This window comes from Microcoleus sp. B6-A1 (genome assembly GCF_036705085.1).
Lineage (GTDB): Bacteria > Cyanobacteriota > Cyanobacteriia > Cyanobacteriales > Microcoleaceae > Microcoleus.
Genome location: NZ_JAUBTU010000017.1, coordinates 75,649 through 94,940 on the forward strand (window position 1 = coordinate 75,649; position 19,292 = coordinate 94,940).

The 19,292-nt window shown below is 46.5% G+C and carries 9 protein-coding genes and 4 pseudogenes; 2 read left to right on the forward strand and 11 right to left on the reverse strand.

Annotated elements, in window-relative coordinates:
* Positions 1-146 precede the first annotated feature (146 nt).
* From QUB11_RS08625 to QUB11_RS08645, 6 genes and pseudogenes are all read right to left on the reverse strand, one after another.
* On the reverse strand, positions 147-1,811 hold the full coding sequence (locus QUB11_RS08625; protein WP_333202158.1) for a hypothetical protein: 1,665 nt from the start codon (positions 1,809-1,811) through the stop codon (positions 147-149).
* Positions 1,812-1,888: 77 nt separating this feature from the next.
* Complete coding sequence (locus QUB11_RS08630) at positions 1,889-2,842, reverse strand: ABC transporter ATP-binding protein (RefSeq protein WP_333202160.1); 954 nt, start codon at positions 2,840-2,842, stop codon at positions 1,889-1,891.
* 619 nt (positions 2,843-3,461) lie between these two features.
* Positions 3,462-4,025, reverse strand: a pseudogene (locus QUB11_RS31255) (DUF6745 domain-containing protein); the annotation flags it as partial.
* A 528-nt stretch (positions 4,026-4,553) separates the two neighbouring features.
* A pseudogene (locus QUB11_RS31260) lies at positions 4,554-5,798 on the reverse strand (leucine-rich repeat domain-containing protein); the annotation flags it as partial.
* A gap of 63 nt (positions 5,799-5,861) precedes the next feature.
* Entirely contained in the window at positions 5,862-6,902 is a 1,041-nt protein-coding gene (locus tag QUB11_RS08640; RefSeq protein ID WP_333202166.1) for an ABC transporter permease, read from the reverse strand.
* A gap of 232 nt (positions 6,903-7,134) precedes the next feature.
* Positions 7,135-7,647 carry an adenine phosphoribosyltransferase gene (locus QUB11_RS08645; protein ID WP_333040475.1) on the reverse strand — a complete coding sequence of 171 codons (513 nt, stop codon included), beginning with the start codon at positions 7,645-7,647 and terminating at the stop codon, positions 7,135-7,137.
* Positions 7,648-7,884: 237 nt separating this feature from the next.
* Here QUB11_RS08645 and QUB11_RS08650 point away from each other — a divergent pair, with 237 nt between their 5' ends.
* The gene (locus QUB11_RS08650) at positions 7,885-9,051 is read left to right on the forward strand and encodes a pyridoxal phosphate-dependent aminotransferase (protein WP_333202168.1); all 1,167 of its coding nucleotides are present in this window, start codon (positions 7,885-7,887) and stop codon (positions 9,049-9,051) included.
* 333 nt (positions 9,052-9,384) lie between these two features.
* On the opposite strand, the gene QUB11_RS08655 is transcribed toward QUB11_RS08650, so the two are convergent.
* Together QUB11_RS08655 and QUB11_RS08660 are read right to left on the reverse strand one after the other, a co-directional pair.
* A complete protein-coding gene (locus QUB11_RS08655; RefSeq protein ID WP_333202170.1) occupies positions 9,385-10,158 on the reverse strand; it encodes an RNA polymerase sigma factor SigF in 774 nt (257 codons plus the stop codon).
* Positions 10,159-10,621: 463 nt separating this feature from the next.
* On the reverse strand, positions 10,622-11,464 hold the full coding sequence (locus tag QUB11_RS08660; protein ID WP_333390273.1) for a photosystem II manganese-stabilizing polypeptide: 843 nt from the start codon (positions 11,462-11,464) through the stop codon (positions 10,622-10,624).
* A 401-nt stretch (positions 11,465-11,865) separates the two neighbouring features.
* Between QUB11_RS08660 and QUB11_RS08665 the strand changes: the two genes are divergently transcribed.
* Positions 11,866-12,228, forward strand: a complete 363-nt coding sequence (locus tag QUB11_RS08665; RefSeq protein ID WP_015175500.1) for a hypothetical protein — start codon at positions 11,866-11,868, stop codon at positions 12,226-12,228.
* A gap of 67 nt (positions 12,229-12,295) precedes the next feature.
* Here QUB11_RS08665 and QUB11_RS08670 read toward each other — a convergent pair whose 3' ends face one another.
* From QUB11_RS08670 to QUB11_RS08680, 3 genes and pseudogenes are all read right to left on the reverse strand, one after another.
* Positions 12,296-13,963, reverse strand: coding sequence for a calcium-binding protein (locus tag QUB11_RS08670; protein WP_333390276.1), 1,668 nt, complete (start codon positions 13,961-13,963; stop codon positions 12,296-12,298).
* A 334-nt stretch (positions 13,964-14,297) separates the two neighbouring features.
* Positions 14,298-16,175: pseudogene (locus QUB11_RS08675) on the reverse strand (ATP-binding protein); the annotation flags it as partial.
* 659 nt (positions 16,176-16,834) lie between these two features.
* Positions 16,835-19,243 (reverse strand): annotated as a pseudogene (locus QUB11_RS08680) (ATP-binding protein); the annotation flags it as partial.
* Between the last annotated feature and the right edge of the window lie 49 nt (positions 19,244-19,292).

The window sequence follows — 19,292 nt, forward strand, 5'->3', positions numbered from 1 at the left end:
TATCGCTCAATATAAAGCGGATTATCAATGCAGAATTGGCATAATAAGTTAGTTGAACAGTCGTTTTCAGACGACTAAGCTTTCAGGCAGGGGTTTAAATCCCTGCCTGAATCGGAGTTTCATGTTTAATCTTTTCCCCAGCTTTTTCAAGCTTTCAGCAGTGCTTTAGAAGCTGATTCCCCTGCGAGTCTCAGTTGCGATCGCAATTTGAGATTCAGCAACACCAAGACACTCCACTGACTCAGTATGGAGAGCAAAATCGTATTTCCTGACGCTGCCAGAGACGACGAAGACCAAAAGCCACCAAATGTTGAACACAACCACAAAAGAGGAGCTTTTTCAGGGGTGAGCAAGAGCATAGATAAAATCAGAGGCGGCAACAAGATAGCGCCACCGACTGTGCAGGCAGCCCAAATTTCCTGATTTCGGGTTTTGGTAAATAGGAATAGTTGGGTGATGGCTGCGTAAATTAGGATAAGATTCAGACAGCCAATTACACCACAAAATCCCTTGATCTCAGGTTTTTCCAACAGCGCCCAAGGTGTTAAAATTATTACTGAGCTGAGAAAGTTGATCGCGATTGCAACTACAGCCGGGCTTTTATCGCTCCAAATTAAATCGAGTAGTGGGTAGCGCCGCCAAAGCTTCTGATTGCTGGGAACGATTTGTTTCCGATACCTCGCCCAATCGTACAATGATTGTCTGTCAGATGTTAAAGCTGCAATTAAAGCCAAGAACATCACCAAATTCAAGATAAGTAAACAGATGAGATTAGCGTTGTCTGGGGTGTCTGATTGGAGTGCAAACCCTAAAAATATTACCTGACAGCAGATAACTAGCAAATAACTTTGCCGCTTGCTCAAAACTGTAGCACTGGGATTTGGAAAGCGGCGCTGCCATCCCTGCCACATCCAGTAGGTTCCTGTACCACAAACCAAGAGAGACAAGGCAATTCCACTCGCAATATTTGTACCCACTGGTGAGTAAAACCATTGCAACTTGTCTAAGTTTTCAACTAACGAATCGAAATCAGTTTTATCAACTAGAAAAAGCTGATATCTCAGCATAGCAAGGGGAGACAAAAAATGTAACACATCCCAAGCAGCTCGCGTCAGGGGGAGACCAGAAATCCCAAACACAACAAAAACCGTAGCGCTAGCTAACCAAGGTTGGAATCCTCCCAACCAACTGGTTGTCAATCCAAATAGCATCGCACTGCTGTAAAATAAAGCACAGCTAGCTGCAACCGCTATGTAGAAACATAAAATTTCATTCAGGGGTATTTGAGCAGCTAATCCAGCGTACAGGTGCAGGGGTACGGCCAGAATTGTTGCTAAATAAAGTAAAATTGGTACGCCAAGAATTTTGCCCAGAAAAATTGTTTTTGCTGACTGGGGACTGAGGCGAATAAAGTTGAGCGTCCCGCGGCGTTCCTCCTTGTCTAAGTCACTGACAAGTAGATAAGTCCCCGCTACTAATAAAGCTAAGACGCTCAATATGCTCAGCCAAATGAATATCTCTAGCCACCACATCCGCCAGTCAATGACAAAGTTGCCCAAGGCATCTCTGACGCACCCCTTAGAGGAATTGGCAGTCTCTAAAGCGCAAAATCTGTCAAAGATCGGGTAAGTCTGATTCCAATTAGCAGGGGGAACGGGTATCTGGGCGCTGTAATACATGAACAGCAGCAGTTGAGCGCTTAGGGAAAGGGCAGAGGCGATCGCCATATTGCCATTATTCAAGCGGCCTTTGATTTCTCGAAATAACTGGGGATTCCAGTTGCCTATTTTGTCTAGTAAGTGGAGTGTCATTGGTTATTGGTGATTAGGAATGGGTGACGACTCAGTTATAACTCACTGTTTATTCTGGGAAACAGGAAACGAGCAAATTAGGATGCTTGCTGGTGCCCCATCTTGAGGAAGATGGTTTCTAAGTCTTCTTGAGTGCAGTGGAATTCGGTTAGGGGAATGTTGGCCGCGACGAGTTCGCGTAATAAATTTGCGGCATCTTCCGGGCTTCCTGAAAAATCTACGCACACCTGTTGAGTTTCCGGGATTATTGCCCAATTTTCCACCCAAGGAAAGTTTTTTAATGCCGATGTTAGCGCTTCTAATTTATTTCCTAAAACCGACAGGAAAATTTGCTGGCGGCTGAGGCGTTTGTAAAGTTCTTGTAAAGGTGCGCTTTCGACCAGATATCCGAGTTCCATGATGCCGACCCAGGTACAAAGTTCGGCTAAGTCGCTGAGGACGTGAGATGATATGACTACGGTCATGCCGGCTTCTTGCAAAACTTTGATAATTTCGCGGAACTGCATTCGGGCGATCGGATCTAAGCCAGAAACGGGTTCGTCTAACAACAACAATAGCGGTTCGTGGATGATAGTTCTCCCCAAACTCAGGCGCTGTTTCATCCCCCGCGACAGGGTAGAAATTAAGCTGTTGCGCTTGTTGGTTAGTTGCACGAGTTCTAAAACGGAGTTGATTCGCTCTCGGCGGCGCGGTTGCTGGAGGTTGTAGAGTCGGGCAAAATAGTCTAAATAATCCCAAACAGTCAAGTCGTCGTAGAGGGGAAAGTCGTCGGGAAGAAAGCCGATGCGCTGTTTGAGAATCGGGTGCGATCGATCGCGCAATAACCTATCCCCGTTGATGTAAATTTCCCCTATAGTCGGTTCCTCAGCCGCCGCCAGCATTCGCAGCAAAGTAGTTTTGCCGGCACCGTTGGGGCCGATCAGTCCGCATACTTCGCCTGCTGCTACTTGCAAATCGATGTCATTGACGGCTATATGGCGATCGAATTGTTTCGTGAGTCCGCGAGTTTCTATTGCTAGTGGTTTTGCCATGTTTGGAGGGTGAATGAAATTTTATCGGTGCATTTCTGGGAATAATAGGAGTTATATCGAGTCCGATTGATTTGAGGGGATTATTCGTGGGGGAGGGCGGGTTTATTTAACCTGTCTGCAAACGTTTAAGCCTACTGGCGAACCCGCCCCTACAGCTAATGGAGAACGCTGCAATATCTCAGATAGATCCGATCCGTTCTTACAAACGCCATGTCTTGTAGGGGCAGGTTCACCGACAATAATTGCCGAAAACCGACAATCTCATAAACCTGCCCCCACTCGACGACAAATCGCTAATCTACCGCACAGGATATTACGCATCAACACCAAAGAAACCGGGTTTTTGTCGGTTTTGGGTGCTATAACTAAGTATTCCCAAAAAAAAAACCGTTTCCGATCGCCAGTGCGTAAGTCCCGATTGAAATAGATGCCTACAGCTAGCCTAGCTCGTTCTTGCAGGAATTGTCATCTCGTTTCTGAAATTAAAACAAAGACATTCTCGATCGCTGAATTTCTTGCTAGTATTAAGTCTTCCTTCTTCCCGATCGCTGATTCGGTATGACATCTGATACGCGCACCCTTTAATCCGTGTAGTGCCTTCCTTCTTCCTTCTGCTATATCAAGTCTGCACGGAAAATTCCTCTGGATCGATATCCCAATTTACCCAGCGAATTGCCTCCCTCGCTGATGTCAGGTCAGGCGGCACTCTCAAAGCGTGAATGAATCCCGTACTTGGACAAGTCATTTTTAACAAAATAATCGGCTCGACATCATAGGCGTCATCTATATCATCGGCGTCATCTATTTGTAATAGTGCATACTCCTGCCAACTATCTATTTGTTTTGCTGACAATTCTTGAATTATGCGAGCGTAACCAATTTCTTCAATTAACACTCGCCGAACTTCGGCATTATCTTCTGCTAAAATCCATTGGGATTGCCATTGATTTGGGTGTACTTTGCCATATTCTTCAGGCAATCTGACACCGTGATAATAATAAAAATTCCATCCATCCGCAAACTCAATGGCAGGTTCTCCTTCCGCGTGCAAGCGGTTTTGACTGTCAAAGCGCAGGTGGCGCGGGCGATCGCACACCGCGCAAAAGTTTTCAAAGGGAAATATAAAACCGCAATGCTCGAAAAGCAGCTTTTGGGAGCGAAGTATTTCTTGTGCTTTTTCCGAAATATTGACGCCGAATGAAGAGATATACCATTGAGTCAAATAGATTTCTTTAAAGAAACTCGTGGGGGCTACAGGGGATTTCAGGAATAACAAATGAAGGGGAAAAAAATTCCCCATCGTTCGTTGCGATCGCGCATAGCTGCCAACCAATTCGTTGATAAGCGAACTCAGTGTGCTGTCTGCTTCCGGCTCGCTCGTCATGCGATCGAGTTCATACTTCCACACGGCCGGACTTGCAAAGTCTCCCACAATCGATGGGGACATCCATTTCCCGTCTAGCTTTTTCCCCAATCTATTTCTACCCCCTTCGTTTGAGCAGTTTTGTGAATGGTCGTGTTTGAACAAGTTGAAGATTTGGAGACAAACATCGCGGGGACTGCTGCAAACAATAACTTCTGGTTCTTCTAAACCAATAGCGGCATAGGCAACTTTGACTGCTTCTGTGGCTTTTTGAGCATCAATTGGTCTAGTCGAGAGAGTAAGACGTTTCTGTGGGAGTTCGCCTAACAGGCACATAGCGGTAATTTGATTGTTGGCGAGATTCAGTGTTGTCAGATTAGTGAGCGATCGCAAGGCGTTGATGTCGGTAATTTCATTGCCGCACAGATACAGTGTTGTCAGATTGGTGAGCGATCGCAAGGCGCTGATGTCGGTAATTTCATTGTTTTTGAGACCCAGTGTTGTCAGATTGGTGAGCGAGCCGAGGATGCTGATGTTGGTAATCTGATTGTTGCCTAGATACAGTGTGGTCAGATTGGTGAGCGAGCCGAGGATGCTGATGTCGGTAATTTGATTGTCGCTGAGATTGAGTGTTGTCAGATTGGTGAGCGAGCCGAGGATGCTGATGTCGGTAATTTGATTGTCGCTGAGATTGAGTGTGGTCAGATTGGTGAGCGAGCCGAGGATGCTGATGTCGGTAATTTGATAGCACCAGAGATACAATGTTGTCAGATTGGTGAGCGAGCCGAGGATGCTGATATCGGTAATTTGATTGTTGCTGAGATTGAGTGTTGTCAGATTGGTGAGCGAGCCAAGGATGCTGATGTCGGTAATTTGATTGCGCCAGAGATCCAGTGTTGTCAGATTGGTGAGCGAGCCGAGGATGCTGATGTCGGTAATCTGATTGTTGCTGAGATTGAGTGTTGTCAGATTGGTGAGCGAGCCGAGGATGCTGATGTCGGTAATTTGATTGTCACTGAGAGACAGTGTGGTCAGATTGGTGAGCGAGCCGAGGAAGCTGATGTCGGTAATTTGATTGTTGCTGAGATACAGTGTTGTCAGATTGGTGAGCGAGCCGAGGATGCTGAAGTCGGTAATTCGCTTGCCCCTGAGAGACAGTGTGGTCAGATTGGTGAGCGAGCCGAAGAAGCTGATGTCGGTAATTTCATAGCAGTCGAGAGACAGTGTGGTCAGATTGGTGAGCGAGCCGAAGAAGCTGAAGTCGGTATTTTGATGGCCCCTGAGAGACAGTGTGGTCAGATTGGTGAGCGAGCCGAGGAAGCTGAAGTCGGTAATTTCATAGCAGTCGAGAGACAGTGTGGTCAGATTGGTGAGCGAGCCGAGGGAGCTGAGGTCGGTATTTTGATTGGTGCCGAGAGACAGGGATGTCATGCTTGAAAGTATCTGCTCCGCTGCTTGTGCGTCATCAGTGCCAGCCTTTTCTAACAACACTTTAACTGTGTACCTTGCCTCTTGTGAAAGGCTGTCAATATGCCTGCCCCAGTCCGCAAAGCGGCTAAAACTCATTGGCTCGTTTGGTTGTTGTTCAGACATAAAACACTCCTAGAGGAACAAAATTTGAGTGACAGTTGACATCTTCTCACTGAGTGAATTCTGTTATTTCAAATCTTCCAGCTTAATCCGAGGATCGACAGCTTTTAGCAGCAAATCTGCCAACAAATTCCCAACAATCAACATCGTCGCACCCATCATCAAACTCGCCATTACTAAATACAAATCTTGATTGTTCACCGCATCCAGAGTCAGCTTTCCCAAACCAGGCCAATTAAAGAAATATTCGGCAATAAACGCACCGCTCAACAAACTAGCAAACTCAAAACCCAATAGCGTAATCAACGGATTAACTGCATTCCGCAAAGCGTGAATGTAAATTACTCGATCGTCCGGCAAACCTTTAGCCCGTGCTGTTCGGATATAATCTTGACGCAGCACGTCTAACAATTGTCCGCGCATCAATCTTTGCAAACCAGCAAAACCAGTAACGCTGAGGGCGACAGTTGGCAAAATTAAGTGCCAGCCGTAATCGAGAATTTGACCCCACCAAGGTAAGTCCGCGTGGTCGATACTTGTCATTCCTCCGACGGGAAACAGAGGCGAAGTATTCTGAGCAAAAAATAGCAGCAGCAAAGCTGTGATAAAGCTCGGAAATCCCTGTCCCGTGTAGCTGACTACTTGTAGAACTCGATCGACTGTGCGGTTTTGATTGACGGCGGCGACAATTCCCAAGGGAATCGCGATCGCCCAAGTTACAATCAAAGATGCGATCGCCATCAATAACGTCGCCGGTACCCGTTCCCACAGCAGCGAAGCTACCGATCGCTGATACACAAAACTCGTGCCAAAATTCCCCCGCGTCACAATTTGTTGCAGCCACAGCCAATACTGCACAATAGCTGGTTTATCTAAGCCGAACTGCTGTTCGAGTTGCTTGAGTGTCTCCGGCGAAATCTTGGGATTTTGGCTCAAAGTATCCAAGTAATTTCCCGGTGCTAGCTCAATAATTGCAAAACAAAGCATCGATGCCAAAAATAGGGTTAAAAGTGCCTGCAACAGTCGCTTGAAAACATAAGTAAATGTCTCGCTGCTAAACAGAGAATTCAACCTTCGCCAATTTCGATTAGATTTAATAGAAGTCATAGGATTTTAGTTTTTAGTTTTTAGTTTTTAGTTTTGAATAATTGTGAATGATATTAATTCCGGTTGCATCGGAATGATTTAACCACAGAGAACGCAGAGATCGCAGAGAAAGAGAAGAGAGAGATTAATAATTCCGATGCAAAGGTCAAGGCTATTATTTGTCAGTAGTTTTTACTCAGCAGTCAACAGTCAACAGTCAACTGTCAACTGTCAACAGTCAACAGTTAACTAACTAATACTCCACTAGCGTGACGATCGGCACATCGGGCAATTTCTGCCTGCCGCCCAAGGCCTGCAATTCAATGATAAAAGCAAAACCGACAAGCTCGCAGCCAGCTTGCTCTAACAATTTAGCCGTCGCCGCCGCTGTTCCGCCAGTGGCGATTAAATCGTCCACAATCAGCACCCGGCTGCCGGATGTCATCGCATCTCGGTGCATCTCCAGTCGATCGACACCGTACTCCAACTCATACTCAGCAAAATGAACCGCACCTGGCAGTTTCCCTGGTTTGCGGACAGGAATAAAGCCTATTCCCATTTTATAAGCCAACGGCGCGCCAAAGATGAAGCCCCGCGATTCCATGCCCACCACATAGTCAACAGACATTGCAGAGCATTTTTCCGCTAAGCTGTCAATGGTGTAGCTGAGCCCTTGCGGGTCGCGCAGCAAAGTTGTAATGTCTCGAAACAGAATTCCCGGCTTCGGGAAATCAGGAATGTCGCGAATCAGAGATTTGAGATCCATAAGCTTGCAGAGCGGCGTTGAGGGTAACGAGGCATCAAAAATGCTACAATGATAACGTCAAAATTGAAAAATTAAAAAATAAAAATTAAAACTAAGAGCTTTTTTAATTTTTATTCTTTAATTGCTTAATCCTTTACGTACTATGTAAACAAATGTCATAATTCCCTAACAATAGGGTTGAATATCAACATTTGTCACCCTATGATCTAAAGTCAAAAATCTAATATCTAAAATCCAATGATTAAGTTGGCAGCACGAGTGGGTGAGGTTCCTCCTTCTATAACCTTGGCGATCGCCGCTAAGGCTAAAGCCATGAAGGCCGAAGGGATTGATGTCTGTAGTTTGAGTACGGGAGAACCCGACTTTGATACGCCCGAACACATTAAAGCAGCGGCAAAACAAGCTTTAGACGCGGGGAAGACTAAGTACGGCCCTGTGGCTGGGGAACCGCAGCTAAAAGCTGCGATCGCCCGCAAACTCCGCGATGACAACAATCTCAACTATCAACCGGAAAATATTATTGTCACCAACGGCGGCAAGCATTCGCTCTACAATCTGATGATGGCTCTGATCGATCCGGGGGATGAAGTAATTATTCCGGCTCCCTACTGGTTGAGCTACCCAGAAATGGTGAAACTCGCTAGCGGCAAGCCAGTAATTGTACGGACTGATGCTTCTACAGGATATAAAATTACACCGGAACAACTGAGTAAAGCGATTACTCCCAAAACCAAGTTATTTGTACTGAATTCGCCTTCTAACCCGACGGGAATGGTGTATACTCCGGCGGAAATCAAAGCATTGGCCGAGGTGATAGTCGATCGAGATATTTTAGTCGTTGCTGACGAGATTTACGAAAAAATTATATATGACGGCGCCCAACACGTCAGCATCGGTTCCCTGGGCAAAGAAATCTTCGATCGCACCCTGATCAGCAGCGGTTTTGCTAAAGCTTACTCGATGACAGGCTGGCGAGTCGGTTATTTGGCCGGGCCGATTGAATTAATCAAAGCCACCAGCACCATTCAAGGTCACAGTACCTCAAATGTGTGTACCTTTGCACAGTACGGCGCGATCGCAGCTTTGGAAAGCAGTCAAGAGTCTGTCGAAACAATGCGTCTAGCTTTTGCCGAAAGGCGTCAGGTAATATTTGAATTACTCGATGCTATCCCTGGAATTAGCTGTATTAAACCAGACGGTGCTTTCTATATGTTTGTCAACATCAGCAAGACTGGAATGAATTCTCTGGAATTTTGCGACGCTTTCTTAGAACAGCAGCAAGTAGCAGTGATTCCGGGGATTGCTTTTGGTGCAGACGACCACATTCGTTTGTCTTACGCCACCGATTTAGGCACAATTAAAAAAGCCGTAGAAAGGCTCGATAAATTTGTCCGCAGTATCTAAAAATTAGTTAGTAGTCATTAGTCATTAGTCATTAGTCATTAGTCATTAGTCATTTGTTATTTGTTCTTGGTAGCAACTGACTAATTACCGATCGCTGTTGACTATTGACTGTTGACTGACTACTGCTGACTGTTGACTAATACCAATTTTAAAAAGTCTTGCTACAGTAATTCTCTTATATAAATTATCCTTCATTCGCTCTCACTACCGGCCGGACACGGCAGTGCCGTTTCCCTACAGACGATAGCTGATAATTTATATGTAGGACTATTGCTGAGCAATGACTGCTGACTGCTGACTAATGACTAATGACCAATGACTAATGACTAATAACTAAAGCTGTTTAGTCATAATCTCTTTGAGCAAATCCAGCCCCTTCTTAACTCGCCGAGAAACAGTCACCGCACTGATACCCAAGCGTTCAGCGGTTTCCTTCTGCGTCAAATCGTAGAGAAAAACAAACTCCAATATCTCGCGAGTCCGTTGTTCCAACATCGCCAAAGCTTGCTGTACGCGAATTTGATCCTCTTGCGCCAACTGAAAACTCCGATACTTGCTATCGGGCACCAATTCTCCCAGACAAGTCGCCCCCTCATCTTCATCTTGCATCGGCGCGTCCAAACTCAGAGGCGATCTGTTGAGATGGGCCAACTTAATTTCTTGCCATTCTTGTACAGAAACCTCAAGGGCTGCTGCTACTTCAGCATCCGTAGGTTTGCGGTTTAACTGCACTTGCAAATCCTTGATCGCGGCTACAGATTTGCGCTCCAGGGACTGCCAGTGGCGGGGAAATCGCACAGAAGGGCTTTTGTCCCGCAAGTAGTGTTGAATTTCGCCCCGTATGTAGGGAATTGCAAAGGAACTAAAAGCGTGTCCCTTGGCGATATCAAACCGCTCGATCGCCCTGATCAACCCAATACATCCGACTTGCAGCAAATCGTCGTAGCTTTCACCGCACTGGTTGATCCAGTGGTAAACTTCTTTTCTGACCAGTCCAATATTCAGTTTAACTAACTGATTGCGGATTTCATTCGATCCAGAAAGTTGGTACTCGCGCAACAATTGCAAATTTTCGCTTTTTAGCTCGTTCGGCACTGTGGTAGACATGGTGACATAAGGGTTGGTAGAGCAGAGGACTGAGGTTGCTTTATATCTAGTTTCCAATCTAGTCTAAAAAAACTCACTTTTAGGTAGTGTAATCCTAGCACTTAATCGGTGTGATAGCGGACACACCCGTTTAACTTTCGGTAAGGTGCAGGGATTTAGCTGAATTATCCGAAGGTTTTCCGCATAAGGCAGAACTTTATCAGGTAGAAGACCTTCGACACAAGCCCGAATTAAACCGGGATTTTTCCCAAGTATATTATAATCTGAAAGCGGTTTGAATACAATACTTTAATTAATTAAAAATCCCAACTTAATAACTTGCGAATGACCACAATTCAACCATGAATTTAGTCATTAGTCAACAGTCCTAAGTTATATTGCTCAAGACTGTTGGCTAATGAAGGGCGAGCAGGAGCTTTACGGCCAGAAACTGCTCAAGTTCGATCGATCCTGAAAGCCAATTTTATGACACAGAAGGCTCAATGCGAGCGTAAAACAAACCCCGAATTTTCACGTCCAGAGCCGGTCTAGCTCCCAAATCCGTATCAGAAGGCTGCGTGCTCTCAAAAATCCCGCCAACTTCGCCAGTGGCGCTGTTGACTTTAGCAACTTGGAGAGAAATTTTGCCTGCCTTAGTGCGGGTGTCAGCTACCTTAACATTAGCCCGCACACGTTTGGAATTGTCAGTAGCCGGAAGCGCTACAGCATTGTCATAGCCAGTCGATACCCCACGACCTTTAGGGTCTAAAAAGCCTGCGCTGCGGTAAGAAGGAACGTTAAACTCGCCTCTCAAATCGGTGGAAGTATTGATAGCAACTACTCCGGGTTCGGAACTAGCTACCAGTTCTTTAATGGTAAACAAGAAAGGTACTTGCTCTCCACCCGGTAATTGAATCGTAATAGCTTGAAAATCCAAGCCGTCTTCTTCTGTGAAAGTCAGAGTTCCATCAGTACCGACCTTGAGCGTACCTTGAACTTGGTCAATGCTCGACGTGAACCGGGTCAGCAATTTACCAGGCACAAATTCCGCCTCTTGGCGTTTGTTTGCTGGTTCTTCCTTCACAAAATAAGTTGTGGGCTGCAAACACAAACCAGTCAGTTTATAGGTTCCGCCCGCTTCGATGGGGATCGATCCCCTAGAAGTTTCTGCCAAGCTAGGGCAGTTATTAGCCAAGCCAGTACCTCTAATCTCGTCGTAGGTGAGCAACTCGGTAGTCGCCACCGTCGTGTCAGGAGCAGAAGAACAAGCAACCAGCGCACTCATGCAAAAAGCTAAAAGTGCAACAATTAAAGCACGATATTTCATTGCAAACCTCAATATCCAACATCGGATTATATTAAGAAAAAGCCCTACTTCGAGCAAAATATAATTGCCCGCCGGCAGGCTAGGCCAGCGCTTAGGGCAGCATTTAGATCCAGATCGCTCGCTTCACAGACACCGGCATTGACTCAAAAAATCAAGCTAGTGCGCCGTGAAAATAAGCATGAACTTATGATTTCTCAATCATGTTCCGATCGCAGCCCAATACACATGGTACGACGGGTTGTGCTCTTTTCCTGACTTGGACTGCAAATTAATATTGCTTAAGTCAACCTACTTAAGTTACTTTGCTTATGACCCCGAATGGCGATCGCGACTAGCTCGATTAGTCGGTTGACCAAAAGGCTGGGGACAAAGGCCTTGTAGATTTCAAAGGAAGCAGCAGTATGGACAACGGCAAAGATTTAGAGTCAGAAAAGTTGCAGTCTCAAATGCAATCGCTGACAGAGGCGATTCGGACTTTAGCCGAAAGTTGTCAGGGAGACAGTCTGCTGCTTTTGGCCCTGCTGCGGAGGCTGGAAGCTTCGCACCGGGAAATTCGGGACGGTTTGTTTCAAGCGTCTTTTCCCGACAACCGCCAAGCACTTTACAAACTGCTCAGGAATATTGAAGCCAATGGCGGCTGGCCTTACATCCACCGCATGAAACTTCGATCGCTCTTGGGGTACAGCCAACAATTATCTCCCCTAGAAGATTCTCCAGCCGAGTCGCCAGAAGACTCGGCCGAAACTCCCCAAGACGTTAAATAGTGATGAGTGATGAGTTTAGTGAGTTTTACATTAACTCATCACTAATCACTGAGCTGCGCGATCGCACCTAAAGCCCGTAAGGTGTAGGAACAGGTGTAGGAAAAGGTATCGCGTTCGGCACCGCCGTCGGGAATATCGGCGTCTGGCCCGGCATTGGCAATAGTCCGGGAGTCGGAGTCGGGGCGATCGAACTAATTGATAGCAGAGGCGAATCGGGTACACTAACTGTCGGGGGAATTGGAATCCTCGAAGCAGTCGGCGTCGGAGTCGGAGTTGGTGCTGCTGTGGGAGTCGGAGTCGGTGCTTCCGTGGGAGTCGGAGTTGGTGCTGCTGTGGGAGTCGGAGTCGGAGTCGGAGTCGGAGTCGGAGTCGGCGTCGGCGTCGGAGTCGGAGTCGGTGCTTCCGTGAGAGTCGGCGTCGCTTCTTCCGTGGAAGTTGGAGCCGGAGCTGGACTTGGAGACGGAGCTGGAGTTGGAGGTACAGTTGAATCTGTAGTTGAAGGTGAAACTAAATCTGTAGTTGGAGTTGGAGGATCTGCAATTGTGGTTGTAACTGTAGTGGTAGTTGTAGTTGTAATGGTGCTTGGCCTGGGAGTAATCGGCCCAGTCACAGCGATAAAATCATTCGCCTCGATCAGCGCCGCCGGAGTGTCGATCAAAATTGCTAAAAGCTTGCCGTCGAGCGTAGTAATTACTGTATCCCTGACATTGGCACCGTTACCTTGCCGAACTTGCAGTTGAGCGAAAGATAAATTGCTCGGCAGTCCAAAGAAATCCTCTGTGTCATTGTAATCAGTAATTAAAGCTAGACTGCCAGGCCCGGCTCCCAATCCAAAAACATCGCTGCCGCTGCCGCCAGTCAGAGTATCTGAACCCTCGCCTCCGATTAAAGAATCATTACCCTCTGCCCCAAATAAATTGTCATTGCCGAAACTGCCCAAAATTGTATCGTCGCCGATACCTCCAGCCAAGGAGTCATCGCCAAAACCGCCGTCGATACCATCATTACCTTTGCCACCAAACAGAAAGTCATTACCTTCATCTCCCAGTACCGAGTCGTCGGCTTCATCGCCGCGAAGGGTATCCGAACCGGTGCCGCCAAAAACTGTATCGTCAGCCTTGCCGCCGAATATCTGGTCATTACCAGCATCTCCGAAGAGCGAATCGTTGTCGGCATTGCCGTACAAAGTGTCGTCGCCGTCGCTGGCACTTAAGTAATCGTTGCCCTCACCGCCCAACAGTTGATCCCTGCCGCTACCGCCGTTGAGAGAATCGTTCCCCGCATTCCCGTAGAGAAAGTCATCATCAGCATTGCCGAACACCGAATCGTCGCCGTCATTCCCTGTGAGGGTGTCGTTGCCAGTACCGCCGGCAATCACATCAAAGCCTGCGTTGCCACTAACTAAGTCGTCCCCTGCGTCTCCCACCACGCTGTCTATCCCGTCGTTGCCTTCGAGGATGTCGTTGCCCAAACCGCCACGAATCGAGTCGTCGCCGTTCCCGCCTGCAGCAAAATCGCGGCCTTGGTTGCCAATGAGTTCGTCATTTCCTTCACCCCCAATCAGCGAATCGGCTCCGTCAGCTCCAAGAAGCTGGTCGTTGCCGCCGTCGCCCTCTAGGGTGTCATCTCCTCCCGCACCCAGGAGCGAATCATCGCCATCTAAGCCGCGAATTCGATCGCTCAGCGGAGTTCCTAGAATAAAGTCGTTGCTGTCTGTGCCGATCAGATTTGCCATACGGGATACACCGCTCCTCAATAAAATAAATTGTTTGAAATTATGTTAATCGCCTTCGTGACAAGGGATTGCTGCTTGCCTAGGTTAGCATAATTGAGATTTTGGCAATCTGGCGAAGGGGCGCTGGAAGTTTTGCTCGTGTCCGCAGTTGCGATCGGGGCTGGTATAATGGCCGATTAGTCATTAGTCATCAGTCATTAGTCATTAGTCATTAGTCATTAGTCATTAGTCATTAGTCAACAGTTAACAGTCAACACTCCGCAGTCAACAGTCAACACTCCGCAGTCAACAGTCAACACTCCGCAGTCAACAGTCAACAGTCAACAGTCAACTTTTATTCAGTAACAGGTAACACTATCTCAAATTCACTTCCTCCCCCCAAGGTTGAATTCACATTAATTGTTCCGCCGTGGGTTTCGACTACAATCTGGCGGGCGATCGCCAATCCTAACCCAGTGCCTTTTCCTACTGCCTTCGTTGTGAACAGATGGTCAAAAATCCGCTGTTTCACCGCTTCTGTCATCCCGGCACCGTTATCGGCAATCTGAATTTTGATGTGCCGATCATCCGACTGACTGGTACGAACTGTGATACAGTGTGGATTTGCTTTAATGGCCTCCAAACTGCGTCTTTGGTTTGATTCTTCTAGGGCATCGATCGCGTTAGCAAGCAGGTTCATAAAGACTTGGTTCAGTTGACCGGGAAAGCATTCGATTGGGGGGAGATTGCCGTAGTCTGTGACGACTTCGATCGCCGGATGGTGCTCGTTGGCTTTCAGCCGATGTTTCAAAATTAAGATGGTGCTGTCAATGCCCTCATGGATATTAAAGGGAACTTTGTAGTCTTTATCGGCTCTGGAGAAGGTGCGGAGGCTGGTGCTAATGCCGCGAATGCGATCGCACCCCACTTTCATCTACAACAGCATTTTTGGCAAATCTTCTAAGGCATACTCTAAATCAATATCCTCAGCATCTTGTTCGATTTCCTCGCCGGGATTTGGCAGTTTTTCTTGATATAATTTTAAGTGACCAATCAGATCTTTGATCGTGGTAGTTGCTTCCTCAATATTGCCGCTAATAAAGCCGACAGGATTATTAATTTCGTGGGCTATTCCTGTGACGAGATTGCCCAAGGTGGACATTTTTTCGCTTTGCACGATCTGTAACTGTGCTTGCTGCAACTCAAGGAGCGATCGCTCTAATTCTTTTGCATAAGTTTGAGATTGTTGGTACAAGCGGGCATTTTCTAGAGAGATAGCCGCTTGGGCGCACAAAAGTTGGATGACTTCAGTCCGATCTTCTGTAAATGCACCAATTGTCAAGTTATTTTCTAGATATAGCAACCCGATTAATTTACCCTGATTTAAAATGGGCGCGCACAGCACACTTTTGGGCTTTTTCTGCATCAAATACGGCTCGGCAATAAAATCGTTTTGTACTGCAGCATTATCCAAAACGACAGTTTTCCAAGTCCGCTTAACATAGTTGACCACAGCAGCGGGAACCTCGTCGCTGGCTGACAGCGGTACAGATATTGAGATGACATCTTGATTGAAGGAGGCTACAGCTTCGATGGCGAGATTCCCATCCTTAAGCAACAGCAGAACTGCTTTTTTTGCCCCGGCATTTTCCATCACCACAGACATCAGGCCAGCCAGCACTTTTTCTAATTTAATTTCACTTGAGAGAGTTTGGGAGGCTTTGAGAATAGCCGCGAAATCGAGGGTTTCGTAAATACTGTTACTACTCGATCGAATTGTTTGGAATCTTTGAGGTAAAATTGACGATTTATTGCTTGTTTGGAGGCGACTTTCGCTGATTACAAAACGATTTTCTCTGGCCTGCAATATGGGAGCAAGAAGTTGGGGATAGGGTTTTTCTAAGTCATCGATTTTGGCTTTCGCACCCCAGCGAGCATAACAGTAGTAGGCTTCTTGCATATAAGCTTGCGCCACTTTTTCTTTGCCCCAGTCGAGGTAGAATTTAGCTGCTAGTTCGTTAGCAAGAGCTTCTTCTTGGATGTATTCGTTTTCTTTCGCTCCAGAAATGGCACGATCGTACATTTCAATAGCTTCTGCCCTCTGTCTGGCAACTCGGTATTTCTCTGCTTCTACCAACTGCCACTTATGCAAATAATTCATGGGGGCGTGTTCTGCCCAATGCTGCAACTTCCTTTGATTTTCCTGAACTCGTTGCCCCTGCGTTTCTAACTCCAGGGCTGTTTCATTATCCGTAGGGGCCGTGCCCCCGTGCCGGCCCTCTTGGTCTGACCTGCCGATCGAATCGTCTAGGTAGGGGGTAGGCACGGGGGCACTACCCCTACAAAATTCATGTTTTTGGTGAGAATGAAACAGCCCTGTTTCTAACTCCGTCTCGGACTCAGGAGTGGCCAGGGCTATGAGTGAGTCATAGAAATTTGACACTCCCCGACCTAAAAGTGCGAGGATTCTTAATTCAGCGACTAACCTTTAAGTGTTGCGTCATGAAAGGCAATATTCAGACCTTTTAACCGTAGAAAACTACCAATTAACGAGCCTGATTCGCAGCCACCCCAGCGGGTCTATCTCCAAAAGCGTACTAGGATATTTACCTAGAGTTTGGGTATGCCCTACCCTACTTAACAATCCTAAAAGAATAGTTTGTTTTAACTGGTTTAAGGTTTAATTCAACCTCTAGCTGTTTAAAGAGTTTTCGCTGCTCTACGTCCCCCGGTTTATACCTAAAAGTGTGTCTTAACTGTTTCACGATGGTAAAGGAATTAAACCTTGACTTTTATAGTATATCACAAATATAGGAACTTACTGGACTTGTTGAAAGAAGTTTTAAGAAATTAAAGCCGTCCTAGAAGGACAGGGTTTTAAACCCAAATTTTTGATAAATTTACCTGTAAGGCAGTCACCAACGCAAACAAAGACCAACCGACCACATAACAAACTGACACCATACTTGCCGCCACTTGCATCGCGGCCAGTTTTTGGGCATCCACCATCGCTGGCAGATCGAATAACTCTTCAATAGATCGATCGCCGATCGAGCTATTAATTTCCTGCACTGCTTGCTGAATATCTTCTAATGTAGGGCGATCGGGCAATTCAACTCCTAATTCTTTGAGACTCAACAAACCGATAGCAATTGCTTCTAAAAACTTGTTCTGGGACGATAATGCCTGAATTTTGACGGTGTAAACGCTCACTCGCTCTAGGGGAGTTCTGGTATGATGAATCACAGTGTCAATCCACTGATTCATCTGGTCAAATTCGCCACAGAGTGAAGCCACTTCTGCTGCTATGTCGTGCAAGTTCAAGGTCATCTCGTACTGTCGTTGCCAAGCGCTCTCTCCAAGCAAATTTAGCCCGATCTCCGCATACTCGCGAGCAGCTTGATAAGCAGTAGCGCCTCTGGCTTTGCGGCAAGCCGTGAGGTTGAGTTGTGCCAAATCATCACGTTGTGTTTGGTCTTCAATCAGCGCAATACCATAATTCAACTGATTGACAACTGAAAAAATTTGCTCTTCTCTAGCTGCCGGTGAAATTTGCTGGCTCAGCAATTGTCCAATCTGATAGTGAACACGCGAGCGCTCTTGTTCGGGAATTAAAGAATAGGCGGCTTGCTGAACGCGATCGTGCAAAAACTTGTAATTCACCACCTCCGAATTATCGGTCTCCTCCCGTCTTTCTCGACCAATATAAAACTTATAGATTTCACTTTCAGGCAGGATTAACCCCTCTTGCAAAGCCTTCCACAAATCTGCCGCCGTTTCCGTTTCCAATTGCTGGGAGACAACTGCCAAAGTCCCCAAATCAAACTGATTCCCCACACAAGCAGCCAACTTCAACACATTCTGAGTCGCTGGCGGCAATTTTTGCAACTGCAACGCCATAAACTCGACCACATCATCCGTCAGCGCTGCCTCCCGAACTCGCACCATATCGCACTGCCAAAAACCCGCAACCCGGTCAAACTCAATCAGCCCATCCTGATGCAGTGCTTTGAGAAACTGCGTTGCAAAAAAGGGATTTCCCTGGGTTTTTTGTGCCACCAACTCCGCCAACGGTCTTGCCCAAGATGGATCGCAATTGAGCGTATCAGCAACCAAATGATTTAGGCTTTCGGAACTCAAGGGTTCCAGCGTAATAGTATCCACCGTTGCCCCAGCTTTTACCGCTGCATCCAGTGTCAGCATCAACGGATGTGCTGCAAATACTTCATTATCTCGGTAGGCACCAATTACTAATAAATAGCCGATTGTCGCATCGGCCACCAGCATTTCCATTAACCGCAGCGAGGCGGAATCTGCCCACTGCAAGTCATCCAAAAACATTACCACGGGATGTTTGGGTTTTGTGAACACCTTAATAAAGTTTTGGAACAGCAAATTAAACCGATTTTTTGCCGCATTTCCTGATAATTCTAGTACGGGTGATTGTTTGCCAATAATTTTTTCGAGTTCGGGAATTACTTCAATAATGACTTGACCGTTATCGCCCAGTGCTTGGAATATTTGAGTTTGCCATTTTTTCAACTCCTCGTCACATTCGCTCAGCAATTGTCCGATTAAATCTCGAAATGCTTGGACAAAAGCTGAGAAAGGAATGTTGCGGTTAAATTGGTCGAATTTGCCTTTGATAAAATAGCCACGCTGGCGGACAATTGGTTTTTGAACTTCATTCACAACTGCCGTTTTTCCAATCCCAGAAAAACCAGCTATTAGCATCATTTCTGTTGTGCCACTACTGACGCGATCGAAGGCTTCGAGTAGGGTTTCTACTTCGGTTTCGCGACCATAGAGTTTTTCTGGTATAATGAATCGATCGCCAACATCCCTCTGCGCGATCGCAAAACTCTTTATCCTACCGTTTTCTTCAAGTTGCTCCAAACAACATTCTAAATCGAATTTCAGCCCCAACGCACTCTGATAGCGGTCTTCGGCATTTTTCCCCATTAATTTGCTGACAATCTCCGAAAGTACGGGCGGGATTTCAGGATTAATTTCATGCAGTGATGGTGGTTGCTTGGCAATATGACAGTGTACTAATTCCATCACATCGTTGGATTGAAACGGCAATCGTCCCGCCAGCAATTCGTAAAAAGTCACGCCCAAAGAGTAAAAGTCACTGCGGTAGTCAATGCCGCGATTCATCCTTCCCGTTTGTTCGGGAGACAAATAGCCGAGTGTCCCTTCCAGCAGGTTAGGATTCATCAGGGTTTGAGTTTCCCTTGGTAGCAAAGATGCAATACTAAAGTCAATGAGTTGGGAGCGTGTCACTTTTGCGATGAGTATAAATACTCGTGAACCCCACCATGACTTTTTTACCCATCATCAGTATAAT